This is a genomic window from Variovorax paradoxus (genome assembly GCF_030815855.1).
GTDB lineage: Bacteria > Pseudomonadota > Gammaproteobacteria > Burkholderiales > Burkholderiaceae_C > Variovorax > Variovorax paradoxus_M.
Window position 1 is genome coordinate 3,034,452 of record NZ_JAUSXG010000001.1, and the last position, 23,733, is coordinate 3,058,184.

General features: G+C 68.6%; 20 protein-coding genes. 15 read left to right on the forward strand and 5 right to left on the reverse strand.

Annotation, left to right across the window (positions count from 1 at the left end):
* Nucleotides 1–159: 159 nt before the first annotated feature.
* Nucleotides 160–3,300 carry an autotransporter family protein gene (locus QFZ42_RS14345; protein WP_307701594.1) on the reverse strand — a complete coding sequence of 1,047 codons (3,141 nt, stop codon included), beginning with the start codon at nucleotides 3,298–3,300 and terminating at the stop codon, nucleotides 160–162.
* A gap of 490 nt (nucleotides 3,301–3,790) precedes the next feature.
* On the opposite strand from QFZ42_RS14345, the gene QFZ42_RS14350 reads away from it, so the two are divergent.
* The 4 genes from QFZ42_RS14350 to QFZ42_RS14365 are packed head-to-tail and all read left to right on the forward strand — an operon-like array spanning nucleotide 3,791 to nucleotide 5,741.
* Nucleotides 3,791–4,489 (forward strand): HAD-IA family hydrolase, encoded by a 699-nt coding sequence (locus QFZ42_RS14350; protein WP_307701595.1) that lies wholly within the window; start codon nucleotides 3,791–3,793, stop codon nucleotides 4,487–4,489.
* A gap of 2 nt (nucleotides 4,490–4,491) precedes the next feature.
* A complete protein-coding gene (locus QFZ42_RS14355) occupies nucleotides 4,492–4,845 on the forward strand; it encodes a cupin domain-containing protein (RefSeq protein ID WP_307701596.1) in 354 nt (117 codons plus the stop codon).
* A 46-nt stretch (nucleotides 4,846–4,891) separates the two neighbouring features.
* Complete coding sequence (locus QFZ42_RS14360) at nucleotides 4,892–5,386, forward strand: helix-turn-helix domain-containing protein (RefSeq protein ID WP_307701597.1); 495 nt, start codon at nucleotides 4,892–4,894, stop codon at nucleotides 5,384–5,386.
* A complete protein-coding gene (locus QFZ42_RS14365; protein ID WP_307701598.1) occupies nucleotides 5,355–5,741 on the forward strand; it encodes a VOC family protein in 387 nt (128 codons plus the stop codon). Before QFZ42_RS14360 ends, QFZ42_RS14365 begins: the two co-directional genes overlap by 32 nt.
* A 69-nt stretch (nucleotides 5,742–5,810) precedes the next feature.
* Here QFZ42_RS14365 and QFZ42_RS14370 read toward each other — a convergent pair whose 3' ends face one another.
* The 4 genes from QFZ42_RS14370 to QFZ42_RS14385 all read right to left on the reverse strand — a co-directional run bounded on the left by QFZ42_RS14370 (nucleotide 5,811) and on the right by QFZ42_RS14385 (nucleotide 9,901).
* Entirely contained in the window at nucleotides 5,811–6,305 is a 495-nt protein-coding gene (locus QFZ42_RS14370) for an Lrp/AsnC family transcriptional regulator (protein ID WP_307701599.1), read from the reverse strand.
* Nucleotides 6,306–6,380: 75 nt separating this feature from the next.
* Complete coding sequence (locus QFZ42_RS14375) at nucleotides 6,381–7,784, reverse strand: aspartate aminotransferase family protein (protein WP_307701600.1); 1,404 nt, start codon at nucleotides 7,782–7,784, stop codon at nucleotides 6,381–6,383.
* A 150-nt stretch (nucleotides 7,785–7,934) separates the two neighbouring features.
* Nucleotides 7,935–8,867, reverse strand: coding sequence for a 2-hydroxyacid dehydrogenase (locus QFZ42_RS14380; protein WP_307701601.1), 933 nt, complete (start codon nucleotides 8,865–8,867; stop codon nucleotides 7,935–7,937).
* A 155-nt stretch (nucleotides 8,868–9,022) separates the two neighbouring features.
* A complete protein-coding gene (locus tag QFZ42_RS14385; RefSeq protein WP_307701602.1) occupies nucleotides 9,023–9,901 on the reverse strand; it encodes a GNAT family N-acetyltransferase in 879 nt (292 codons plus the stop codon).
* A gap of 500 nt (nucleotides 9,902–10,401) precedes the next feature.
* Here QFZ42_RS14385 and QFZ42_RS14390 point away from each other — a divergent pair, with 500 nt between their 5' ends.
* From QFZ42_RS14390 to QFZ42_RS14440, 11 genes are all read left to right on the forward strand, one after another.
* Nucleotides 10,402–11,067, forward strand: coding sequence for a haloacid dehalogenase type II (locus tag QFZ42_RS14390; protein WP_307701603.1), 666 nt, complete (start codon nucleotides 10,402–10,404; stop codon nucleotides 11,065–11,067).
* Nucleotides 11,068–11,098: 31 nt separating this feature from the next.
* Nucleotides 11,099–12,391 carry an NAD(P)/FAD-dependent oxidoreductase gene (locus tag QFZ42_RS14395; RefSeq protein ID WP_307701604.1) on the forward strand — a complete coding sequence of 431 codons (1,293 nt, stop codon included), beginning with the start codon at nucleotides 11,099–11,101 and terminating at the stop codon, nucleotides 12,389–12,391.
* Nucleotides 12,392–12,468: 77 nt separating this feature from the next.
* Nucleotides 12,469–14,091, forward strand: a complete 1,623-nt coding sequence (locus QFZ42_RS14400; protein ID WP_307701605.1) for an ABC transporter substrate-binding protein — start codon at nucleotides 12,469–12,471, stop codon at nucleotides 14,089–14,091.
* Nucleotides 14,092–14,131: 40 nt separating this feature from the next.
* Nucleotides 14,132–15,088 (forward strand): ABC transporter permease, encoded by a 957-nt coding sequence (locus tag QFZ42_RS14405; protein WP_307701606.1) that lies wholly within the window; start codon nucleotides 14,132–14,134, stop codon nucleotides 15,086–15,088.
* A gap of 13 nt (nucleotides 15,089–15,101) precedes the next feature.
* Nucleotides 15,102–16,007, forward strand: a complete 906-nt coding sequence (locus QFZ42_RS14410; protein ID WP_307701607.1) for an ABC transporter permease — start codon at nucleotides 15,102–15,104, stop codon at nucleotides 16,005–16,007.
* Between the two features lie 117 nt (nucleotides 16,008–16,124).
* The gene (locus QFZ42_RS14415) at nucleotides 16,125–17,774 is read left to right on the forward strand and encodes an ABC transporter ATP-binding protein (protein WP_307701608.1); all 1,650 of its coding nucleotides are present in this window, start codon (nucleotides 16,125–16,127) and stop codon (nucleotides 17,772–17,774) included.
* A complete protein-coding gene (locus QFZ42_RS14420; RefSeq protein WP_307701609.1) occupies nucleotides 17,771–18,859 on the forward strand; it encodes a tartrate dehydrogenase in 1,089 nt (362 codons plus the stop codon). The genes QFZ42_RS14415 and QFZ42_RS14420 overlap by 4 nt, the downstream gene beginning before the upstream one ends.
* A 30-nt stretch (nucleotides 18,860–18,889) precedes the next feature.
* The gene (locus QFZ42_RS14425; protein WP_307701610.1) at nucleotides 18,890–20,368 is read left to right on the forward strand and encodes an NAD-dependent succinate-semialdehyde dehydrogenase; all 1,479 of its coding nucleotides are present in this window, start codon (nucleotides 18,890–18,892) and stop codon (nucleotides 20,366–20,368) included.
* Nucleotides 20,369–20,563: 195 nt separating this feature from the next.
* Nucleotides 20,564–20,941 (forward strand): c-type cytochrome, encoded by a 378-nt coding sequence (locus QFZ42_RS14430; protein ID WP_307701611.1) that lies wholly within the window; start codon nucleotides 20,564–20,566, stop codon nucleotides 20,939–20,941.
* 35 nt (nucleotides 20,942–20,976) lie between these two features.
* Nucleotides 20,977–21,450 carry a (2Fe-2S)-binding protein gene (locus tag QFZ42_RS14435; protein WP_307701612.1) on the forward strand — a complete coding sequence of 158 codons (474 nt, stop codon included), beginning with the start codon at nucleotides 20,977–20,979 and terminating at the stop codon, nucleotides 21,448–21,450.
* A 13-nt stretch (nucleotides 21,451–21,463) separates the two neighbouring features.
* Nucleotides 21,464–23,716: a xanthine dehydrogenase family protein molybdopterin-binding subunit gene (locus tag QFZ42_RS14440; RefSeq protein ID WP_307701613.1), complete on the forward strand. Its 2,253-nt coding sequence runs from the start codon at nucleotides 21,464–21,466 to the stop codon at nucleotides 23,714–23,716.
* Nucleotides 23,717–23,733: the final 17 nt, after the last annotated feature.

Here is a 23,733-nt window from a genome sequence, read left to right on the forward strand (position 1 = left end):
CGCCCGCCCGCATGCCGAACGTCGCTCTTTCATGCTGCGCTCGCTGTAGGTAGACACCGCGTCGGTGTGCTGGCGCCGTCGGATTCCGGCGGCTGCGGAGCCTGGCGCGGTGGACCGGGCACAGCGCGCCCGCAGTGCCCACCTCACTGCTTCAGCACCTCACCACTTCACCCGCACCCCGAGCGATGCATTGATCGCACTCTTCACCCTGGCGTCGCCGCCCGAAGACCACAGCTTGCCCACTTCGCCGTAGAGACTCGTCGTGTTGCCCAGCGCCAGCGTGAAGCCGCCCGCCAGCTCGGTGCTCGTGCCGCCGGTGGGCGCCGCGATGTCGGTCCGGCTCGCGCCGTTGACGAAGCGCACGATGTCCGTGCCGCTCGAGCTCTTGTAGACGTTGAAACGGCCATACGGCTGCAGCGTGCCCAGCCCGGTGCCGAGCTCGCCCTTCACGCGCACGCCGGCGCGCGCGATCCAGCCGCTGTCGGCATCGGGCTGCACGATGGCCCCGGCGATGGCCGAGTTGTTCAGGTCCAGGTTCTGATGGATCAGCTGCAATTGCGGCTCCACGCTCCAGCCGCTGTCGCCCAGCGGAAAGGCCTGCCCGACTTCGATGGAAGCGAGCAGGCTGTGGCCCTTGCCTTCGACGCCAGCGCCCAGCGTGGGCTCCGCGGTGTAGCGGTGGCGTCCGGCCTGCACCACCGCGTCGGCATAGAAGCCGCTGTTGCCGGTGTAGGTGCCGTAGACGCCGAAGTACTGGCTGCGCAGGTCGTTGCGGCCCACGGGCAGGTTCTGCAGGCCGCTGGCGAAGCCGCTGACGCGTGCATCGCCGTCGAGCTGGCCGACGTACAGGCCGGCGCGCCAGTCGGGCGTGGCCAGCAGGTCGGTGCCGGCCTGGAAGCCGGTCACGCGGCCCTTGCTGGAGGGCGAGACGGTGCCGCCCTGGCGGATGTCGATGTCGGTGGAGAGCACGCGCGCCCAGGCGCGGCGTTCCGAACCGGTCGATGTCGTGGTGGCGCTCTTCGGATCTTCATCGCCGATGCGCTTGTGCAGGTCGCCCAGCATCGCGAGGTTGCCCTGGCGCAGCTGGCTCGGCAGCGCCGCATACAGCGAGGCTTCGGCGCGGTAGGTGGGCACGGTCACGACGAATGCGGGCGCGGGTGCGGCGAGGCCCTCGCCGCTCGGTGCGGCCGCCCCGCCGCCGCCGGTGGGCGGGGTGCCACCGCCACCGCCATCGCCATCGCCCGGAGGGGTGACGGTCGTGGTGGTGGTGGAGCGCAAATACCAGTTCTCCCCCGCCCCGCTCGCATCGGCCGCATGCAGCCGGTACTCATAGGCCCCCGCATCCACATGCCCGCCCGCCAGGCGGAACGCATCGCGGCTGGTCTGCGCCGTCGTCGTGGCCCCGTTCATGGCCGTCACCACCTCGATGCCGCTGCCCGTGGTCAGCGCCCCCAGCCCGCCCAGGTTCGTGATCTGGATGTTCGTCGTGCCGCTCGCAATCGCCGTGCAGCCGCTCAGGATCAGCCGGTCGCTCAGGCTGCTGCTCGTGCCCAGCGCCGTGCCCAGGCGCAGCGTGCCGTTCGCCCCCACCCAGGGCCCGTGCACCGTCAGCGTCGCACCCGGCGCACCGCTCAGCAGCGACACCGTGCCCGCATTCGCCATCGCCGCAATCGTCTGGCTGTGGCCCGCCAGGTCCAGCATCGCCCCCGCGGCTACCGTCACCGCGCTCGCGCTGCTGAAGGTGCCCGCCGCGCCCGCGCGCAAGCTGCCCGCCGCCACCTGGGTGGCGCCCGTGTACGTGTTCGTCCCGCTCAGCGTCAGCGTGCCCGACCCGACCTTCACCAGGTCCCCGGCGCCCGAAACCGGGCCGGACCAGCCCAGGCTGTAGGCCTGGGTATCGAAGGTGCCCGTGCCGCCCAACTGCAGCGCATTGCCCAGGCTCAGCCCGTCGGCGCCGGCGATCACGCTGGCACTCGCGCCGCTCTCGATGGCAATCGCCCCGAGCAGCGAGGCGCCCGCGTTCAGGGTCAGGCTGTTGCTGCCGCCCGTGAAGACAATCGCCGCGGCGCGCGTGACGCCGTCGCCGCCCAGCCCGCCGGCGATGGTGCCGCTGTGCAGCAGGCTCAGGTTGGCGCCGCTCACCCCCACCCCGCCCACGCCGGACGCGCCAGCGGCCCCGCCATTGCTGTTCGCCCCGCCCAGGCCGCCCGCCCCGCCGGCAATGGTGCCGCTGTTGACGAGCGTGGCACCGGCGCCGGTGGAGACCAGCCCGGCCCCGCCGTCGCCGCCGTCGCCGCCGCTGCCGGGGGCGCCGGTACCGCCCAATCCACCGCCACCGGCCCCGCCCGCACCCCCGGCACCGCCGAGGATCTGGCCGCTGTTGATCACGCTCACCGTGCTGCCGCCCAGCGTGAGGCCGGCCCCGCCCGCACCGCCGCCGCCGCCCGCGGCGTTGCTGCGCGCCGGCAGCAGTTCGGAGCCGCCCGCACCGCCGGCCCCGCCCGCGAGGGTGCCGCTGCTCGTGAAGCCCAGGCCGGGCGTGGCCGCGCGCAGGAACAAGCCGCCGCCGCCGCTGCCGCCGCCGCCGCCCTGTGAATACGCATCGCCCCCGGCGCCGCCGGCCCCGCCGGTGAAGACGCCGCTGCTGGAGACGCTGGACAGCGGATCGAGCAGGGTGGCGCCGAAGCCGCCGGCACCGCCGCCGCCTGCAGCCCAGTAGCCGTGGCCGCCCGCGCCGCCCGCGCCGCCGGTGGCGCTGCCCGAGGCGCTGGTGGTGGCCGGCGCCATGGTGTCGCCGGCATGGCCGCCGCCGCCACCGCCGCCATAGCCGTTGCCACTGGTGAAGTCGCCGGTCTGGGATTGGCCCGCGGCGCCGGCGTCGCCTTGCAGCACGCCGGGGGAGACGAGGCTGGTGGAAGCGCCGGCCGCGCCGCCCGTGCCCGGGGTGGCGCCGCCGAAGGCACCGATGTCGGCGGCGGATCCGGCGCTGGCGCCGGCTTCGGTGGAGGCGCCGCCGTCGCCGCCGTGGGCGTTGACGGTGGTGTCGTTGAGGCCGCCGCTGCCGCCCTGGCCGTCGCTGCCGCCGCTGCCGGCGTGCAGGGAGGGATCAACGGGCTGGCCGCCGATGCCTCCCGCAGCGCCCGCGGGCAGGGCCAGGCCGGCGCCCAGCAGCAGCACCGACAGGGCGATGGCGTGCAGGTGCAGGTCGGTGAGGGCGGGGGCCCCGGGGCGCGAGAGCTGGGGGGCCGCGACCCGGGCTTCGGGCGCGGCATTCCAAAATGTGCGAATAGTCTTGTTCACAGCCTTTTCCTTGGTGCTTAAGTTCTTGCGGCTACATCCAGAAAGGCATTTGAAAAAGCTGCCTCGAATCACCTGGACCTCACTCCGCAAGAGCAATGTAAACAGACGTATTAAGTCGTGACATACCCCGTCGGCTACCTCATTCGAGGCAAGTTGGGCGAAGTCGCATGGGCCCGCCGGACGGCCGACGGCCAAGGAAGCCGGACGCAAATTGCGCTGCCGTGGGCCGAGAAATCAGCCTTGCCCCGGATGGTTGCGTCTAGATGTAATTAATGTTTCTCTAGACAGGCGCTCGCGAAGAGAACGCGTCGGGCTCGATCGCGACAGAAGATGCCGGCCCGGGAGCGATTGCGAAATCCCATGCTGATTCAGAGGCTCACTTCGATCCTGAGCACGACATCGACGCTCCTATGCTGGTAGCGCACGCCCCCGGTCTAACGCCACTGCGGCGCCCGCGCTTTCACTCCCTGCCTCGATTGGAGCTTTTCGCATGTCCCTGCAAGATTTCAAGGTTCTCACGTTCGACGTGGTCGGCACGTTGATCGATTTCGAAGGCGGCATGCTCGCCTACCTCCGCTCGGCAGTGCCCGATGCACGCGTGAGCGACGACGAATTTCTGGCCGCTTACCGAAGCGCGCGCGCCGACGGCAACGCCGGCTGGTATCCCGACGATCTGGAGCGCTGCTGGCACGCCATTGCACCCGCGCTGGAACTGCCCGACACCGATGCGCTGGCACAAGGCCTTCGCGACTCGGTCGCGCAATGGCCCGCGTTCCCGGATTCGGTGAACGCATTGAAGCGGCTGCGCAAGCACTTCAAGCTGGTGACGATGACCAACGCGCAGCACTGGGCGCTGGCGCATTTCGACAAGACGCTCGACTCGCCTTTCGACATGCTGCTGAGCTGCGACGACGCTTTGTGCGAGAAACCCGATGCGCGCTACTTCGCCTACGCGCGCGGCCGCTTCGAAGGCGCCTGGGGCTACAAGCAGGCCGACAACCTGCACGTGGCGCAAAGCCAATATCACGACATCGGCATCTCGAAGCAACTCGGCATCGCCACCTGCTGGATCGAACGCCGCCATGCGCAAAAAGGTTCCGGCGGCACCATCGAGTCGCAGCGCACCGAACCCGACTACCACTTCCGCACGCTGGCCGAACTGGCCGATGCCGTCGAGGCGCGAGCCTGACCATGAGCATCGTCGTTCTGCACCAGTCCGCCACCCTCCCCGGCCTCAAAGACCAGGGCTGGCCCGCGCGTCCGCTGACCCAGCCGCCTTGCCGCCTGCGCGGCATCGACGTCGAACTCGCGGGCGCGGGCGACAACAACAGCGGCCTCTGGGAGTGCGAGCCCGGCCGCTTCGAGCGCCAGCTGGCCAATGCCGAGGTCATGCACATCCTGACGGGCGCGGGCACCTTCACGCCGACCGGCGCCGCCCCGCTTCAGATACGGGCCGGAGACACGCTGTTCTTTCCAGCAAACACCACCGGCGAATGGCATGTACACCAGACCTTGCGCAAGGTCTTCGTCGTCATGGCGATGTAGCTCGCGGTGCGCGGTGACAATGCGGCTTGCCACGCCGCCCGTATCCATGATCACGCCCGATCTGCTGCAACGAATGTGTCATGCCCGCAACCGCCTCCAGTTCGAACTGGAGCCACCGGCGAGCGTGGCGCACCTGGCGCGAGAAGCCGGCCTGTCGACCTCGCACTTCATCACCCAGTTCAGCGCCCTGTTCGGCCAGACACCGTTGCAATGCCGAACCCGCGCCCGCCTGGAGCGCGCGCGGGATCTTCTCCTTTCCACGGACGAGCCCGCCACGCAGATCGGCCTGGGCCTGGGCTTTGACAGCCTGGGCAGTTTCTCCCGCCTGTTCACGAGGCACTTCGGTGTGCCTCCGCGGGCCTACCGCCGCACCGCCCAGCCGGCCGTGCCGCCGCCGGGATGCATCGCGCTCATGAACCAGGCCTTTGCACGCGACCTCAATTTCGGCGAAGTCGCGCCGGGACAGATCAAGCAGGATGGCATCCTCACCCCAGAGCCAACCATCCATCATGCGCATCAATCTCACCAGCATCTTCGTTGACGACCAGGACAAGGCCCTGGCCTTCTATACGCAAATCCTCGGCTTCGTGAAAAACCAGGACTTCCCGGTCGGCAAGTACAAGTGGCTTTCCGTCAAGTCACCCGAAGGCGGCGACACCGAGCTTTCCCTCGAACCCAATGCCAACCCCGCGGCGCTCGCATACCAGCAGGCGTTGATGAGCCAGGGGGTTCCGGCGATCGCGTTCGAGAGCGACAACCTGGAAGCCGACGTGAAGCGCCTGCGCGAGCACGGCGTTCGCTTCACGCAGGACCCCGCGGATCATGGCCCGGTCAGGTTGGCCGTGTTCGCGGACACCTGCGGCAACCTGATCCAGGTCTATCAGCACCGCGCTTGAGACGCGACGACCTTCGCGCGGACGAGAGGCACGGCGCGCGTGCTCGGACATCGCCGCGGCAAGCGCCGGTCAGCGCTGGTGCGGAAACAGCCGCTCGATCGGGCAGTGCGTCTTGATGAACGGCGACTTGATGACGATGTAGCTGAAGTACTTCGCGATGCCGATGTTGCGTTCGAGCAGTTCCTCGATCACTTCCTGGTAGTGGTTGACGCCGCGCGTCAGAAAGCGCAGCAGGTAGTCGTAGCCGCCGCTCACCAGGTGGCATTCGAGCACCTCGTCCACCTCGCGGATCGCGGCCTCGAAGCGCACGAAGTCTTCGCGGTGATGGTCTTGCAGCGTGACCTCGGTAAACACGGTGAGCGTGTCGCCGAGCTTTTCGAGCCGCAGGTGCGCGCCGTAGCCGGCGATGTAGCCGGCCTGCTCGAGCCGCTTCACGCGAATGAGGCAGGGGCTGGGCGACAGGCCGACCGCATCGGCCAGGTCGACGTTGGTCATGCGCCCGTTCTGCTGCAGCTGGGCCAGGATGCGCAGGTCGAGTCGGTCGATCTTGAAAGCTTCAGACATGGCGGTCCTGGAAAAAAACAGAGAGAGGGTCCGATTCTGCTTTGCCTGCGGATCGCTGAGGCAGTGCTTTCCCGGTCAGCCTGCCAGCGCCGCGCGCACGTCGGCGGCGTTCAGCACCTCGTCGAGTGTTTTCTTCAGGCGCACGAACATCTGGGCGAACTCGTCCTCGGTGAAGGTCAGCGCCGGTGCAAAGCCGAGGATGTTGTCGCCGAAGGCGCGGAACACCAGGCCATTGCGGTAGGCAGCCGCGAAGATGCGGTCGGGCAAGCCGAGCGCCGCATCGAAGCCGCGCTTGCTTTGCTTGTCGCTCACGAGTTCGAGCGCACCCAGCAAGCCACGATGGCGCGAATCGCCCACCAGCGGATGCGCGCGCAGTGCGTCGAGCCCGGCCGCAAAGTGCGACGCGACACGCTGGCCGTTGGCGAGCACCCCGCCCTCTTCGTACAGGCGCAGCACCTCGAGAGCCACCGCGGCGCTCACCGGGTGGGCCGAATACGTGGCGCCGTGGCCGACCGGAACACCCGCGGGCGCACCGTCGGCAATGCCGGCATAGACCTTCTCCGACATCATGGTCGCGCCCATCGGCACGTAGCCCGAGGTCAAGCCCTTGGCCATGGTCATCAGGTCGGGTTCCACGCCTTCGGCCTCGCAGGCGAACATGGGGCCGGTGCGGCCGAAGCCGGTGATGACCTCGTCGACCACGAAAAGAATGTCGAGCTCGCGCGCCGCATCGCGCATGGCCTTGAGCCAGCCCTTGGGCGGCACGATGACGCCGCCCGAGCCCTGGATGGGTTCGCAGAAGAACGCGGCCACGTTGTCCGCGCCGAGCTCGGCCACCTTGGCGCGCAGCGAGGCCACCGACGCGGCGATCAGCGCCTGCGGGTCGGCGCCTTGCGCGTGGCGGTATGGGTTGGGCGACGGAATGTAGTGCTGCGTGGGCAGCGGCAGATCGAAGCCGCGATGAAACGCCGGCAGTGCCGTCAGGCCGGCGCCGGTCGACGAGGAGCCGTGGTAGCCGCGCTCCAGCGCGATGAACTGTTTTTTCGACGGCTTGCCGATGGCGTTGTAGTACTGCACGATGAAGCGCACGGCGGCATCGATCGCTTCGGAGCCGCCGAGCGTCATGTACACCCGGGTCAGCGACGCGGGCGTGATCTGCACCAGCTTCTCGGCGAGACGGATGGCCGGCTCGCTGCTGAAGTGAAAGTAGCCGGTGGCATACGGCAGGCGCCGCATCTGGTCGGCCGCGGCCTGCACCACGCTCTCCTGGCCGTAGCCGACGTTCACGCACCAGAGGCCGGCGAAGGCGTCGAGCAGTTCATGGCCGTTCGCATCGGTGAGCCACGCGCCCTTGGCCGAGGCCAGCACGGTGGGACCGCGCTCTTCGTGCGTGCGCCAGGGCGAGACGGGATGGATGAGGTGAGCCCGGTCGATGGCGTCGAGCGTGGCGAGGTGCGGCAATGCGGTGGGATGCGTCATGGCGGTGTCGTGTGAGGCGAGAGCGAAGGAAGCTTTCGAATGCCCTCAGCTTAGGCGGCGCGGCGCATGGCGTGGTGCTGCTTTAGGGGTGCTGCGCGAAGCACGCTGCGGTTATGCGCCCCGCCACAGCACATCATGCGGTCGGGTTTTTCAGTAGCCCTTGGCGCGGTCCACCCGCCCGACCATAGGCTCGCCCGCTTCGAAGCGGCGCAGGTTGTCGAGCACGGCCTGTGCGGCGCTCAGCGGCTGCGTCATGCTGGCGATGTGCGGCGTGAGTTCGATGCGGGGATGGCGCCAGAAGGCATGCGTGGGCGGCAGCGGTTCGGGGTCGGTCACGTCGAGCACGGCGTCGCTGATGCGGCCGCTGGCCAGCGCTTCCAGGAAGTCATGTTCGACCAGATGCGGCCCCCGCCCCACGTGCACCAGCCCTGCGCCCATGGGCAGCATCGAGAACAGCTTCGCATCGAGAAAGCCGCGCGTCGAATCGGTGAGCGGCAGCAGGCACACGAGGATGTCGGTGCGCGCAAGAAAGACGGGCAGCTCTTCGGCACCCGCATGGCACCGCACGCCCTCCACGTCATGCCGTGAGCGGCTCCAGCCGGCGCAATCGAAACCCAATGAGACCAGCTGTTCCAGGACGGCTTGGCCGAGCGAGCCGAGTCCCAGCACACCCACTCGCCGCTCGCTTGCGGGCCGAACCGGCAGCGGCTTCCATTGGCCTTCCTGCTGCTGGCGCCGGTACTGCGGCATGTCTCGGTGGAGTCCGAGCACCGCATGCGTCACGTACTCGACCATGCCGCTGACGATGCCGGGCTCTACCATGCGCACCACGGGCAATGTCGGCGGCAACACCGCGAAGTCGAACTGGTCGACACCGGCACCCGATGAGAACAGCACCTTCAGATTGGTGAATCGCTCGGCGATGTCTTGCGGCGGCTCCCATGCCGCGAGAAAGCGCACCTGCACCGGGTCGCCGATGTCGGGCCAGATCCGGAAGTCGATGTCGGGGCGGTGGCGGCCGAACACGTCGGCCCATTGGCGGCCGCGTACGGGGTCTGACTTGTAGAGGAAGGTGGTCTTCATGATGAGGTGTGTTTTGCGTTTGTCGTTCGATCAACGACTGCTCTGAATCACGCTCCCGCTGGCGGGGTGCCTTGCGCAGCGAAATCAAGGAGGAGGCCGCAGGCCGGGGGACATTCGCGGAGCAAGGTACCCCGTCGGCGGGAGTGCACCCTGATCTAACCAACAGCCTGCGTCACAAGGGCAAACAACGCGGGCCCTTGCGCAGAAGCAGCAAGCGCGTCGCCGCGCACCATCGTCGTCGGCGCATCCACGCGCAACAGGCCGATGCTCTCGAGCCATTCGGCCAGCCCGCTGTCGAAGTCGATATCGATGCGCGTGAAGTTGCCCGCGTTCAAGCCCGCGAGGTGCGCGATCAGCGCCTTCGCGCCCTCGGCATCGGGTGCGACCACCGGGCCGATGGAATGGCCCCGCCCGAAGCGCCGCAGCATGGCGAAGCCCTTCGGCTCGTTGTCATGGTCGAGCACCACGCAGGCATCGGCGTTTTGCAGCAGCTCGGCGACGAGCGCGTCGCGCGGCATGCCTCGCGCTGCCGTGTCGAGCGCCTGCAGCGCGGGCAACTCATTGAGGCCCGCGGGCCTCAGTCGCCAGCCGGGCTGCAGCGCAATCAATGGTGCCGGCAGCGCAATGCCCTGGTGCTGCCGCACCTCGCCCGTGCGCACGAAGCCGAGCCGCTCGTAGAGCCCCCGCCCTTCGGCGGTTGCATGCAGCAGCACGGTGCGGTCTTCCAGACCTTCGAGCAACGCGCTCATGAGCCGGTGCCCGATGCGCCGGCCCTGGCAGGCGGGCGAAACGATCACCAGGCCGATGGTGGCGTGGGTCTTGCCCCAGAGCCAGCGCAGGCCTGTCGCGACGAGCTCGCCGTCGCGCTCGGCCGCGACGCCCTCGGCATGCGAGAACATCAGCTCCCAGTCCGCTGGGCGATGCGGCCAGCGCAGTTCGGCCGTGAGCGCATGCGCACGCGGAAGGTCGGCCGCCGTCATCGGTCGGAGCACCACGCCGTCCATGGAGGGTGCGTTCGAAGTGGGTTCAGGCATAGGGAAAACTCTCAGTTTCGGCGGAATGGCGCATCCATCTTGGACGACATTGCGGCGCTGCACCAGACCGAAATCGACCTGTTTCGCAACTTGCAAGCTTCGGTTGCCGCGCGCCCCGGTTTCGCAATTCGCTGCGGCGGCGCGCCTGCATACGCACACAAATGCTGCGCCAACCTCCCTAGGATCGACGCCACTTTCCACGACCTCCGCCATGCAAGCCTTCCACCCGCACAACATCCATCGGCAAGGACCTGGGGCGCCAGGCAGCCGAGGTGAATCTGCGCTTCAAAAGCGTGCTCGTCGGCTGTGCGGCGATGCATCGAGGTGCACGGCTGCACAGGCGCAGGGCACACCGCACGGCATGCCGTCGCCGGCCCCGCAAACCGCAGCTTCGTTTCGCCAAGCCCCGTTTTTCCCTACATACCTCGAGCGAGGGCGTGCTGCAATCGCTTCGTAATGAGTTTGTCGCATTTGCCACCTTCAACACAGGAACAGAGACCATGACTTTCCGTCCCAAATACGTGACCTTCGACTGCTACGGCACCCTGACCCGGTTCCGCATGAAGGAGCTGACCATCGATCTCTTCGCCGACCGCATCCGGCCCGAGCAGATGGAGCAGTTCGTCACCGACTTCACCGCCTACCGCTTCGACGAAGTGCTGGGCGCGTGGCAGCCCTACGAGGTGGTGCTGAAGAACGCGGTGCGCCGCCTGTGCAAGAAATGGAAGATCCAGTACTTCGACAGCGACGGCCAGAAGTACTACGACGCCGTGCCGACGTGGGGCCCCCACGACGACGTGGCCGCCGGCCTGGCCAAGGTGGCCAAGGAAATCCCGCTCGTCATTCTGTCGAACGCGTCCGACGACCAGATCCAGAAGAACGTCGCCATGCTCGGCGCGCCGTTCCACCGCGTCTACACCGCGCAGCAGGCACAGGCCTACAAGCCGCGCCTGCAGGCCTTCGAATACATGCTCGATTCGCTCGGCTGCAACCCCGAAGACGTGCTGCACGTGTCGTCCAGCCTGCGCTACGACCTGATGTCGGCCGACGACATCGGCATCGTCAACAAGGTGTTCGTCAACCGCGGCCACGGCCCGGGCAACCCGGCCTACCGCTACACCGAGATCCAGGACATCGGCGGCCTGCCCGGCGTCGTCGGCCTCTGATCTTTTTCCGCACGTTCATCCGCCCCACGCCATGAAGCTCGATTCCTACTGGACCGATTCCGCGCCGGCCTTCGCTCCCGCGGTGCATGCACTGCCGGCGCAGGTCGACGTCGCAATCGTCGGAGGCGGCTTCACCGGCCTGTCGGCGGCGCGGGCGTTGGCCAGCCGCGGTGCCCGCGTCGCGGTGCTGGAGGCCGGCACGCGCGTGGCGGCCGAGGCGTCGGGGCGCAACGGCGGCCACGTCAACAACGGGCTGGCGGTGGACTATGCCGATGTGGCCGCCAAGGTCGGCATCGACAAGGCGCGTGCCTGGTACCACGCCTACGACGATGCGGTGGAGACCGTGGCGCGGCTGGTGCGCGACGAAGCGATCGACTGCGACTTCATGCGCCACGGCAAGCTCAAGCTCGCCACGCGCGCCAACCAGATGGCCGCGCTCGAGCGCAGTGCGCAGCGCCTGATGGGCGACGGCGTGGACACCGACGTCGAAGTCCTCGACGCGGCACAGGTGCGCGGCGAGGTGCAGAGCGAGCGCTTCCATGGCGGCCTGCTCTACAAGCGCAGCGGCCAGATGCACATGGGCCGCTTCGCCCAGGGCCTGGCCGCGGCCGCGCAGCGCCATGGCGCGCAGATCCACACCGGCACCCAGGTGAACCGCATCGAGCGGCTCGGCCAGGGCCACGCGCATCGGCTGCACACAGCCGTCGGCACCGTCACCGCGCAGCAGGTGCTGCTGGCCACCGGTGCCACGCGGCATGGCGGCTACGGCAGCTTCGGCTGGCTGCGCCGGCGCATCGTGCCGATCGGCAGCTTCATCGTGGTGACCGAGCCGCTCGGCGCCGAGCGCGCGCAGGCACTGCTCGCGGCTCGGCGCACCTACACGACCGTCGCGAACATCCATCACTACTTTCGGCTCACGGCCGACCACCGGCTGGTGTTCGGCGGACGCGCGCGTTTCTCGATTTCCAGTCCACAGGCCGATGCCGCGAGCGGCGAGATCCTGCGCGCCGGGCTGGCCCAGACCTTCCCGCAGCTCGGCGCGGTGCGGCTGGACTATTGCTGGGGCGGACTGGTCGACATGACGCAGGACCGCCTGCCCCACGCCGGCGAGCGCAACGGCCTCTACTACACCATGGGCTACAGCGGACACGGCACGCAGATGTCGGTGCACATGGGCGAGCGCATGGCGGCCGTGATGAACGGCGATGCCGGCGCCAACCCCTGGCAGGGCCGCGACTGGCCCGCCATTCCCGGCCACGTCGGTCCGCCCTGGTTCCTGCCGGCGGTCGGCCTCTACTACTCGCTCAAGGACAAGCTGGCCTGAGCGCCGCGCGATCCGCCGTTTTCCGTTCCGTGTTCGTTCTTCAACCTTCAGTCACCGGCCCACAGGAGTACCCCACCATGAGCGACAGCAACAACAAGAGGTTCGAAAACCTCGTCGGACCCGACGAAAGCCTTCGCGTGATGGCATCGCTGAAACGCGGCGCATCGCGGCGCGACATCCTCGCAATGCTGATGGCCGGCGGCATGCAGGCCGCGCTCGCCGGCAGCCTGGCGGGCATGGCGGTGTCGGCCCATGCGCAGACGCCCAGAAAGGGCGGCCGCATCCGGGTAGCGGGCGCCACCGCCGCCGCGAGCGATACGCTCGATCCGGCCAAGCAGTCGAACCAGACCGACTATTCTCGCTGCAACATGGTCTACAACGGCCTGACCTCGCTGGACGGCAGCCTCACGCCGCAGCCCGCGCTGGCCGAATCGTTCGCCACCAAGGACGCCAAGACCTGGGTCTTCACGCTGCGCAAGGGCGTGACCTTCCACGACGGCAAGGCACTCTCGCCGGCCGACGTGGTGTTCTCGGTGATGCGCCACAAGGACCCGGCCACCGCGTCCAAGGCCAAGGTGCTGGCCGAGCAGATCGAAAGCGCCAAGGCCACCGGTCCGAACGAAGTGACCTTCGTGCTCAGCGCACCGAATGCCGACCTGCCGGTGATCCTGGGTACCTTCCACTTCCACATCGTCAAGGAAGGCACCACCGACTTCAACGCCGGCATCGGCACCGGCCCTTACAAGCTCAAGGAGTTCAAGCCCGGCGTGCGTTCGCTGATGGTGCGCAACGACGCCTACTGGAAGCCCGGCAAGCCCTACCTCGACGAAATCGAATTCGTGGGCATCACCGACGAGAGCGCGCGCGTCAACGCGCTGCTGTCGGGCGGCCTGGACCTGGTCGGCTCGGTCAATCCGCGTTCGGTGGAGCGCGTGAAGGGCACGCCCGGCTTCGGCCTCTTGGTCACACAGTCGGGTCAATACTCCGACCTCGTGATGCGCAAGGACGTGGGCCCCGGCGCCAATCCCGACTTCGTGCTCGGCATGAAGCACCTGTTCGACCGCGAGCAGATGAAGAAGACGATTGCGCTCGACTACGCCGTGGTCGGCAACGACCAGCCCATCGACCCGACCAACCGCTTCCACTTCGCCGGCCTGCCGCAGCGACCCTTCGACCTCGACAAGGCGAAGTTCCACCTGCAGAAGTCCGGCATCACCGGCAAGGTGCCGATGGTAGCCTCGCCCGCGGCGCTGTACTCGGTGGAGATGGCGCTGCTGCTGCAGCAGACCGCGCAGCGCGCGGGGCTGGAAATCGACATCAAGCGCATGCCGGCCGACGGCTACTGGTCGAACCACTGGCTCAACAGCCACGTGGGCTTCGGCAACGTGAACCCGCGCCCGAGTGCGGACGTGCTGCTGACGCAGTTTTTCCAGTCGGGCGCGGCGTGGAACGAGTCGCGCTGGAAGAGCGAGAAGTTCGACCAGCTGCTGCTGGCCTCGCGCGCCGAGACCGACCTGGCCAAGCGCAAGCAGATGTATGCCGACATGCAGACCATGATCCATCAGGACGCAGGCATCGGCATTCCGCTGTTCCTCTCGAGCATCGACGGGCACACCTCCAAGCTCAAGGGCCTGTCGCCCATTCCGCTGGGCGGCCTCATGGGCTACAACTTCGCCGAGAGCGTATGGCTGGAGGCATAACGCGTCCGCGGCCGTCCGCCTCGTTGCCCGGAGCATCGACATGAACCATGTGATCCTGAAGCTTCTGTCCCAGCGCATCGCGCTGGCGCTCCTGTCGCTGCTGGCGGTATCGGTGGTCGTGTTCTCGATCACCGCGGTGCTGCCCGGCGATGCCGCGCAGGAACAGCTCGGCCAGGACGCCACCCCCGAATCGGTGGCCGCGCTGCGCGCGCAGATGGGCCTGGACGTGCCGGCGCCCGAGCGCTACGCGAAGTGGCTGGTCGGCATGGTGAAGGGCAACCCCGGCCTCTCCGCGACCACGCAGATGCCCGTGGCCGAGCTGGTCGCCAGCCGCCTGCCCAACTCGTTGCTGCTGGCCGCGGTCACGGCACTGTTCTCGGTGCCGATCGCGCTGGCGCTCGGCATCGCCTCGGCGGTCTGGCGCGGCTCGTGGTTCGACCGCGCCGCCTCGACCGCGGCGGTGGGCGTGGTGTCGGTGCCGGAGTTCCTGGTCGCCACGCTGGCCGTGCTGGTGTTCGCGGTCAAGCTGCGCTGGCTGCCCGCGCTCTCGTTCGTGAACGACATCGAGTCGCTGGGCCAGATGCTGCGCGCCTTCGCAATGCCGGTGCTGGTGCTGTGCTGCGTGATCATTGCGCAGATGATGCGCATGACGCGCGCCGCGGTGATCGACCAGCTCGAGGCGCCCTACATCGAGATGGTGCGCCTCAAGGGAGCCTCGCCGATGCGCATGGTGCTGGCGCACGCGCTGCCCAATGCGGTGGGGCCGATTGCCAACGCCGTGGCGCTGAGCCTGTCGTACCTGCTCGGCGGTGTGATCATCGTCGAGACCATCTTCAACTATCCGGGCATCGCCAAGCTGATGGTCGATGGCGTCTCGCAGCGCGACATGCCGCTGGTGCAGACCTGCGCCATGATCTTCTGCTGCGCCTACCTGATCCTGGTGACGGCAGCCGACGTCTGCGGCATTCTCGCCAACCCGCGGCTGCGGCATCGCTGAAGGAGGCTTCTTCATGGAAACGTCCACAACTTCAACGGCCGTGAGCGCCACCGCCTTGCTGGCGCCGGTTGCCCAGGAACACCGCGGCGGCCCTTTGCGCTGGCTCGCCAGCTTCGGTCCCTCCGGCCTGCTCGGTCTCGCGGTGCTGCTGTTCTGGCTGCTCGCGGCGCTGCTCGGCCCCTGGCTGCTCTCGCAGGGCGCGGCGGCCACGGGCACCTCGAACGTGTTCGCGCCGATCAGCGCAACGCACTGGCTGGGCACCGACTACCTCGGGCGCGACATGCTGGTGCTCATCATCGAGGGCGCGCGCTACACGATCGGCGTTGCACTGCTGGCCACACTGCTGGCCAGCGGAACCGGCACCGTGCTGGCGCTGCTGGCCGCCGCCACGGGGCGCTGGATCGACGCGGTGCTGAGCCGCGGCCTCGACACGCTCACAGCGATCCCGAGCAAGATGTTCGCGCTGATCATGGTGGCGGGCTTCGGCTCCTCGGTGCCGATGCTGGTGGTCACGGCCGCCATCATCTACGTGCCCGGCGCCTACCGCATGGCGCGCTCGCTGGCCGTGAACATCAACGCGCTCGACTACGTGACGGTGGCGCGCACGCGCGGCGAAGGCACGCTCTACATCATGCTGCGCGAGATCCTGCCCAACATCCTCGGCCCGATGCTGGCCGACCTGGGCCTTCGCTTCGTCTATGTGGTGCTGCTGCTGGCGAGCCTGAGCTTCCTGGGCCTGGGCATCCAGCCGCCCGCGGCCGACTGGGGCTCGCTGGTGCGCGAGAACATCGGCGCGCTGGCCATGGGCGGCGCCTCGGTGATCGTGCCGGCGCTGGCCATCGCGAGCCTGACCATCGCGGTCAATCTCGTCATCGACAACCTGCCGGGCCGCACCGCCCGCGAAAGAGGAGCACGATGAAACTCACCCCCAGGCTTGCCCACTTCGTGTGGCCTCCAACCCCCTCTCCGGGGGCAACACCAGCGGCCCGGCAAAGCCGGTTCCGCGGTGTTCCTGGCGCAAACGGGAGCCAATGACATGGGCGCAACTCTGACCGTCAACAACTTGACCATCTGCGCCGGCGCGAGCACGCTGGTCGACAACCTGAGCTTCTCGGTGCAGCCCGGCGAAGTGCTGGCGCTGATCGGCGAGTCGGGCTCCGGCAAGACCACCACCGCGCTCGCGCTGATGGGCTATGCGCGCAGCGGTTGCCGCATCTCGGCGGGCCGCGTGCAGATCGGCGACACCGACGTGCTGGCGCTCGATGCGGCGCGGCAGCGCAGCCTGCGCGGCCGCACGGTCTCCTACATCGCGCAGAGCGCAGCGGCGTCGTTCAATCCCTCGCGCACGATCATGGACCAGGTGGTCGAGCCCACGGTGATCCACGGCCTGTGCAAGCGGGCCGAGGCGGAAGCGAAAGCAGTGCAGCTGTTCCGCGAACTGGCGCTGCCCGATCCGGAAACCATCGGTGCACGGTATCCGCACCAGGTCTCCGGCGGCCAGCTGCAGCGGCTGATGGCCGCCATGGCGCTGATCGGCGACCCCGACCTCGTGATTCTCGACGAGCCGACCACCGCGCTCGACGTGACGACGCAGATCGAAGTGCTGCGCGCCTTCCGCCGCGTGGTGCGCGAGCGCCGCGCCACGGCCGTGTACGTGAGCCACGACCTGGCCGTGGTGGCGCAGATGGCCGACCACATCCTGGTGCTGCGCAACGGCAAGATGAGCGAGCTGAACGCCACGGAGCAGATCCTCTCGGCCCCCGTCGACGACTACACCAAGTGCCTGCTGGCGGCCGCGCGGCCCGCGGTGCGCGCCTCGGGCCAGGCGTCCGGCGATTCAGCGCTGCTCCTTCACGTGAACAAGCTTTCGTGCGGCTATGGCGCGGTCGACTCCAAAGGGCAGCCCGCCAAGCTCATCCTCGAGGGCATCGACCTCAAGCTGTACCGGGGGCAGGCCATCGGCGTGATCGGCGAATCGGGCTCGGGCAAGACCACGCTCGCACGTGCCGTTGCGGGTCTGCTCAAGCCCTGCCATGGCAGCATCATGTTCGACGGGCACGCGCTCAAGCCGACCCTGCAGCAGCGCACCCCCGAGGAGCTGCGCCGCATCCAGATCGTGTTCCAGATGGCCGATACGGCGCTGAACCCCTCGCAGACCATCTGGCGCATCCTGGCGCGGCCGCTGCAGTTCTACAAGGGCTTGCGCGGCGAGCCGCTCAAGCAGCGCATCTACGAACTGCTCGACCTCGTGAAGCTGCCGCGCACCGTGGCCGACCGGCTGCCGGGCGGGCTCTCGGGCGGGCAGAAGCAGCGCGTGAACCTGGCGCGCGCACTGGCGGCCGAGCCCGACCTGATCCTGTGCGACGAGGTGACCTCGGCGCTGGACACCGTGGTGGCCGCGGCCGTGCTCGACCTCATGGCCGAACTGCGGCGCGAACTCGGCGTGTCCTACCTCTTCATCAGCCACGACCTGCACACCGTGCGCTCGGTGTGCGACGAAATCGTGGTCATGCAGCACGGGCGCAAGCTCTCGCAAGTGGCGCGCGCCGACTACGACCGCGGGCCGCACCACCCCTACTACCAGCTGCTCGCGCGATCGGTGCCCGAACTGCGCCGCGGCTGGCTCGACGACATGGACCACGCGGCCTCGGCGGCAGCCCGCACCACCAGGGAGATACACGCATGACCCCCACGTTCCGGATTGCGCTGATTGCCGGCGACGGCATCGGCAAGGAAGTCATGCCCGAAGGCCTGCGCGTGGTGCTGGCCGCCGCCGAGCGCTTCGGCTTCGAACTCGACTGCCGCACCATAGCCTGGGCCAGCTGCGACTACTACGCCGAGCACGGCCAGATGATGCCGGACGACTGGAAGGAGCAGCTGCGCGGCGTGGACGCGCTCTATTTCGGCGCCGTCGGCTGGCCGAGCACCGTGCCGGACCATGTCTCGCTCTGGGGTTCGCTCTTGAAGTTCCGCCGCGAGTTCGACCAGTACATCAACCTGCGCCCTGTGCGCCTGTTCGAAGGCGTGCCCTGCCCGCTGGCCGGCCGCAAGCCCGGCGACATCGACTACTTCGTGGTGCGCGAGAACACCGAGGGCGAATACACCTCGCTCGGCGGCGTGATGTACGAAGGCACCGAACGCGAGGTCGTGATCCAGGAATCGGTCTTCTCGCGCCACGGCACCGACCGCGTGCTGCGCTACGCCTATGAGCTTGCCGCAAGCCGTGCGCGCAAACACCTCACGGTGGCGACCAAGAGCAATGGCATTGCGATCAGCATGCCGTGGTGGGACGGCCGCGCCGATGCCATCGGCCGCGACTACCCCGAGGTGACGGTCGACAAGCAGCACATCGACATTCTCTCGGCGCGCTTCGTGCTGCAGCCCACGCGCTTCGACGTGGTGGTGGCAAGCAACCTGTTCGGCGACATCCTCTCCGACCTCGGCCCTGCCACCACCGGCACCATCGGCCTTGCGCCATCGGCCAACCTCAACCCGGACCGCAAGTTTCCGTCGCTGTTCGAGCCGGTGCACGGCTCGGCGCCCGACATCTACGGTCAGAACATTGCAAATCCGATCGCGATGATCTGGTCGGGCGCGCTGATGCTCGACTTCCTCACGCAGGGCCAGGGCGCGGGCCGCGCCGCGCACGATGCCATCCTCGGCGCCATCGAGGCGGTGCTGCGCGACGGGCCGCGCACCCGCGACCTGGGCGGCACGGCCTCGACCACCGAGATCGGAATGGCGATTGCCGAACGCGTCGCCGCCGCCTGAGCTTCCAATTCATTCAAAACCTTTTCGACCATGACACTGACACTAGAGCGCCAGGACCTGCTGCCCGGCCGCCAACTCATCGGCGCTGAATGGCGCGACGCCAGCGACGGCCGCCGCCTCGATGTGACCGACCCCGCCACAGACAGCGTCTTCGCGAGCGTGCCCGACGGCACCGCCGCCGACGCGCGTGCCGCGGTGGCTGCCGCGCACGCCGCCTTCCCCGCCTGGCGCACCGTGCCGGCCAAGCAGCGCGCACAGATCCTCAAGCGCTGGAACGACCTGATGCTGGCGCACCAGGAAGACCTGGGCCGCCTGATCTCGCGCGAACAAGGCAAGCCATTGGCCGAGGGCCGTGGCGAGGTGGCCTATGCGGCGAGCTACGTCGAGTGGTTTGCCGAAGAAGCCACGCGTGCCAACGGCGACGTGATTCCCGCGCCGGTCACAGGCCGCCGCATGCTCGCGCTGAAGGAGCCCGTGGGCGTGGTCGCCGCGATCACGCCGTGGAACTTTCCGGCCGCGATGATCGCGCGCAAGATTGCGCCGGCGCTGGCCGCGGGCTGCACCGTGGTGTGCAAGCCGGCCGAGGACACGCCGCTGACCTCGCTCGCGCTCGTGAAGCTCGCGCAGGAGGCCGGCGTGCCGGCCGGTGTGCTCAACATCGTGACCGCTTCGCGCGAGCGCACGCCCGAAGTGGTCGACGTGTGGCTGGCCGATGCGCGGGTGCGCAAGATCAGCTTCACGGGCTCCACGCCGGTCGGCAAGCACCTCGCGCGCGCCTCGGCCGACACGCTCAAGAAGCTGTCGCTCGAGCTCGGCGGCAACGCGCCTTTCGTCGTGTTCGAAGATGCCGACGTGGATGCCGCGGTCGATGGCCTCATGGCCGCCAAGTTCCGCAACGGCGGCCAGACCTGCGTGAGCCCGAACCGCGTGTTCGTGCAGTCGAAGGTGCACGACGCCTTCGTCGACAAACTCGCGGCGCGCGTGGGCGCGCTCAAGGTCGGCCCCGCCACCGAGCCCGATTCGCAGATCGGCCCGATGATCAACGCCCGCGCTGTCGAGAAGATCGAGCGCCACGTGCGCGACGCCGTGTCCCGCGGCGCGCGCATCGTGGTGGGTGGCGAGCGCCTGCGCTCCGCGCGCTGCGACGGACCCAACTACTACGCACCGACCGTGCTGGCGAATGCCGATTCGTCCATGGAGTGCAGCTGCGAAGAAACTTTCGGGCCCGTGGTGCCGGTCACGCGCTTCGAAACCGAAGCCGAAGTGATCGCGGCCGCCAACAACACGCCCTTCGGCCTGGCCGCCTACTTCTATTCGACCGACGTGCGCCGCATCTGGCGCGTGGCCGAGGCGCTGGAATCCGGCATCGTCGGCATCAATGAAGGCGCGCTCGCGGCCGAGGCCGCGCCTTTCGGCGGCGTGAAGGAGTCAGGCTACGGACGCGAGGGCTCGGTGCACGGGTTGGACGATTACATGCACACGAAGTACCTGTGCCAGGGCGGCCTTTGAGCCTGCCCCCGCGGGTGGCCTTGGCGCGCCTGCAGAATTGACACTTCGGGGCCTTCCGGCCCCCGTGATGCGCCCCTTATATTTTGAAGCAGCACTTCAAAAGGCATGCTGCATTCGCCACTGTTTCTTTCAGACCCCCTTCTTTACAGTCGCGCATCACACGATGAGCGCCGCAACACAAGGGGCCTGAAAGAAATGAACGAAGACCGGAAACCGCCACGCGGCCCAGCCCGCACCACCGCCATTCCACGCGCCTTGCTGGCTTCGCTCGTGGCGGTGCCGTGCATTGCCGCGGGCATTGCCTGGCCCGCACCCGCTGCGGCCAGCCAGGCACTGGCCCAGAAGTACGCATGCGTCGCATGCCATCAGCCCGCGGCCAAGGTAGTGGGCCCCTCCTGGAAAGACATCGGTGCAAAGTACGGCGACGGCAAGGGAACGGCCGCGCAGTTCGCCACGAGCATCAAGGCCGGCAGCTCCGGAAAGTGGGGCCCGATGCCGATGCCCGCGCAAGCACAGGTTCCCGATGCCGACGCACAGCTGCTCGCGCAATGGCTGCTCGACGGCGCCAAGTAGTCGCAAGAAACCAACCCACCTGCGGAGAAAAGAACATGAGCGCGCTCCACGTCAATGGCCGTGAACACACGGTCGATGCCGATCCCGGCACCCCCATCCTCTGGGCCCTGCGCGACACGCTGGGCATGACCGGCACCAAGTTCGGCTGCGGCGCCGCGCTGTGCGGCGCCTGCACCGTGCACCTGGACGACCAGGCCATCCGCTCGTGCATCACGCCCATCTCGGCGGCCGAAGGCAAGAAGATCGTCACGATCGAAGCCGCCACCGACGGCAGCGACCGCGTGGGCGCAGCCGTGCACGCCGCATGGGTCAAGCACGACGTGGCGCAGTGCGGCTACTGCCAGAGCGGCCAGATCATGAGCGCCACCGCATTCATCAAGTCGCTGCCTGCCGGCAAGCAGCCGAGCACCGACGAGATCGACTCGGCCATGGCCGGCAACATCTGCCGCTGCGGCACCTACGCCCGCATTCGCGCCGCGGTGGCCGACGCCGCCAAGACCCTGGCCTGAAGGAACACCCGCCATGCTGCCCACACATATCGATCCGAGCGAACTGCCGCGCGCCCTGCAACGCCTGATGGCCGCAAGCCAGCCTGAGCCCGGCGCCGCCGCCCTGCCCCGCCGCAGCTTCCTGAAGCTGGCCGGCGTCGGCGGCCTGGCGATCGGCGCCTTTCCCCACATGGCGATGGCGCAGGCCGACGGTGCGGCCAAGCCGGCCGGCGGGCTCAAGCCGTCGCAGCAGCCGCTGGCCTTCGTGCAGATTGCGCCCAACGGCGAAGTCACCGTGACGCACAACCGGCTCGAGTTCGGCCAGGGCGTGCAAACGGGGCTGCCGATGATCCTGGCCGAAGAGCTCGATGCCGACTGGAGCCTGGTGCGCAGCAAGAGCGGCACCAACGATGCCGCCTATCACGACCCCGTGTTCGGCATGCACCTGACCGGCGGCTCCAACTCCATCAAGAACAGCTTCACGCAATACCGCGAACTCGGCGCGCGCGCACGGGCCATGCTGCTTTCAGCCGCCGCTGCGCGCTGGAACGTCGACGTGGCCACGCTGCGCACGCAGGCCGGCACGGTGCTGGGCCCGGGCGGACGCAAGCTGGGCTACGGCGAACTGGCCGAAGCCGCCATGGCGCTGCCGGTGCCCGAGAAGGTCACGCTCAAAGACCCGAAGGACTTCCGAATCATCGGCCGGCCCACCACGCGGTTGGATGCGCGCGCCAAGAGCAGCGGGCGGCAAGACTTCGGCATCGACGTCAAGCAGCCCGGGCAGCTCACCGCGGTGGTGGCCCATCCGCCGGTGTTCGGCGCGCGCCTGAAGTCGGTCGACGACAGCGCGGCGCGCGCCGTGAAGGGCGTGAAGGCGGTGCTGCGCGTGCCGCTCGACCGCGGCGCCGAAGGCGTGGCCGTGGTGGCCGACGGCTACTGGCCGGCCAAGCTGGGCCGCGATGCGCTCAAGCTGCAGTGGGACACCTCGGCCGTCGAGAAGGTCGACAGCGAAAAGCAATTGGTGCAGTACCGCGAACTGGCCGCCAAGCCCGGCCCGCGCAAGTTCGACGCCGACATGGCGCCGCTCGCCAGGGCGCCCAGGCAGCTCGAAGCCGAGTTCGTTTTCCCCTACCTGGCCCATGCGCCCATGGAGCCGCTGAACTGCACCGTGAAGCTGTCGGCCGACCGCGCCGAGCTCTGGGTCGGCACGCAGAGCGCCGGGCTGGACGCCGCCGCGGCAGCACGTGTGCTCGGCCTCAAGCCCGAGCAGGTGAGCGTGCATGTACAAATGGCGGGCGGCGGCTTCGGCCGGCGCTTCGTGGGCTCGAGCGACTACGTGGTCGAGGCCTGCGAAATCGCCAAGGCCGCGCGCACCGCGGGCCTGACTGCGCCGGTGCGCCTGCTGTGGAGCCGAGAGGACGACATCAAGGGCGGCTACTACCGCCCCATGCACCTGCACCGCGCGCGCATCGGCTTCGACGAGCGCGGCAAGGTGCTGGCGTGGGACCACGTCATCGTGGGCCAGTCGATCCTCACGGGCACGGTGTTCGAGTCGTTCCAGGTCAAGGACGGCATTGACGCTTCGGCCACCGAAGGCATGCGCGAACCGTATCCGCTGCCGATGCGCCTGACGGTGCACCATCCCAAAGTCAATGTGCCGGTGCTGTGGTGGCGCAGCGTGGGTTCCACGCACACCGCCTTCGTGATGGAAACGCTGCTCGACGAAATCGCGCGCAGCACGAAGCAGGACCCGGTGGCCTACCGCATGCAGCTCTTCGGCGACAAGCACCCGCGGCACCGCGCCGCGCTGCAACTGGCGGTCGACAAGAGCGGCTACGGCAAGAAGCAGCTGGCACAGGGCCGCGCCTGGGGCGTGGCGGTGCACGAATCCTTCCAGTCGGTCGTGGCTTATGTGGTGGAGGCTTCGGTCAAGGACGGCCAGCCGGTGCTGCACCGGGCGACCGCCGGCGTGCATTGCAACCTGGCCGTGAATCCGCGCAGCGTGGAAGCGCAGGTACAGGGCGCCGCGGTCATGGGCCTGTCGATGTGCCTGCCGGGCGGCGCCATCACGCTGAAGGACGGCGAAGTGCAGCAGAGCAACTTCGGCGACTTTGCCGTGGCCCGCATCACCCAGATGCCGGAGTTCGAAGTGCATGTGGTGCCGAGCGCCGATGCGCCCACCGGCATCGGCGAGCCCGGCCTGCCGCCGCTGGCGCCGGCGTTCGCCAACGCCCTCGCGCGGCTCACGGGCAAGCCGCTGCGCCAGCTGCCTTTCAACCTGGCGTGAGCGTTGTCGCGCGGCGC

Bases quoted from the DNA above. Each gene is read 5' to 3' on its own strand.
- QFZ42_RS14395 (WP_307701604.1), top strand. From the start codon at position 11,099: ATGAAGCTCGATTCCTACTGGACCGATTCCGCGCCGGCCTTCGCTCCC.
- QFZ42_RS14365 (WP_307701598.1), top strand. From the start codon at position 5,355: ATGCGCATCAATCTCACCAGCATCTTCGTTGACGACCAGGACAAGGCC.
- QFZ42_RS14440 (WP_307701613.1), top strand. From the start codon at position 21,464: ATGCTGCCCACACATATCGATCCGAGCGAACTGCCGCGCGCCCTGCAA.
- QFZ42_RS14375 (WP_307701600.1), bottom strand. From the start codon at position 7,784: ATGACGCATCCCACCGCATTGCCGCACCTCGCCACGCTCGACGCCATC.
- QFZ42_RS14420 (WP_307701609.1), top strand. From the start codon at position 17,771: ATGACCCCCACGTTCCGGATTGCGCTGATTGCCGGCGACGGCATCGGC.
- QFZ42_RS14350 (WP_307701595.1), top strand. From the start codon at position 3,791: ATGTCCCTGCAAGATTTCAAGGTTCTCACGTTCGACGTGGTCGGCACG.
- QFZ42_RS14425 (WP_307701610.1), top strand. From the start codon at position 18,890: ATGACACTGACACTAGAGCGCCAGGACCTGCTGCCCGGCCGCCAACTC.
- QFZ42_RS14430 (WP_307701611.1), top strand. From the start codon at position 20,564: ATGAACGAAGACCGGAAACCGCCACGCGGCCCAGCCCGCACCACCGCC.
- QFZ42_RS14370 (WP_307701599.1), bottom strand. From the start codon at position 6,305: ATGTCTGAAGCTTTCAAGATCGACCGACTCGACCTGCGCATCCTGGCC.
- QFZ42_RS14390 (WP_307701603.1), top strand. From the start codon at position 10,402: ATGACTTTCCGTCCCAAATACGTGACCTTCGACTGCTACGGCACCCTG.
- QFZ42_RS14355 (WP_307701596.1), top strand. From the start codon at position 4,492: ATGAGCATCGTCGTTCTGCACCAGTCCGCCACCCTCCCCGGCCTCAAA.
- QFZ42_RS14380 (WP_307701601.1), bottom strand. From the start codon at position 8,867: ATGAAGACCACCTTCCTCTACAAGTCAGACCCCGTACGCGGCCGCCAA.
- QFZ42_RS14360 (WP_307701597.1), top strand. From the start codon at position 4,892: ATGATCACGCCCGATCTGCTGCAACGAATGTGTCATGCCCGCAACCGC.
- QFZ42_RS14400 (WP_307701605.1), top strand. From the start codon at position 12,469: ATGAGCGACAGCAACAACAAGAGGTTCGAAAACCTCGTCGGACCCGAC.
- QFZ42_RS14415 (WP_307701608.1), top strand. From the start codon at position 16,125: ATGGGCGCAACTCTGACCGTCAACAACTTGACCATCTGCGCCGGCGCG.
- QFZ42_RS14435 (WP_307701612.1), top strand. From the start codon at position 20,977: ATGAGCGCGCTCCACGTCAATGGCCGTGAACACACGGTCGATGCCGAT.
- QFZ42_RS14385 (WP_307701602.1), bottom strand. From the start codon at position 9,901: ATGCCTGAACCCACTTCGAACGCACCCTCCATGGACGGCGTGGTGCTC.
- QFZ42_RS14405 (WP_307701606.1), top strand. From the start codon at position 14,132: ATGAACCATGTGATCCTGAAGCTTCTGTCCCAGCGCATCGCGCTGGCG.
- QFZ42_RS14410 (WP_307701607.1), top strand. From the start codon at position 15,102: ATGGAAACGTCCACAACTTCAACGGCCGTGAGCGCCACCGCCTTGCTG.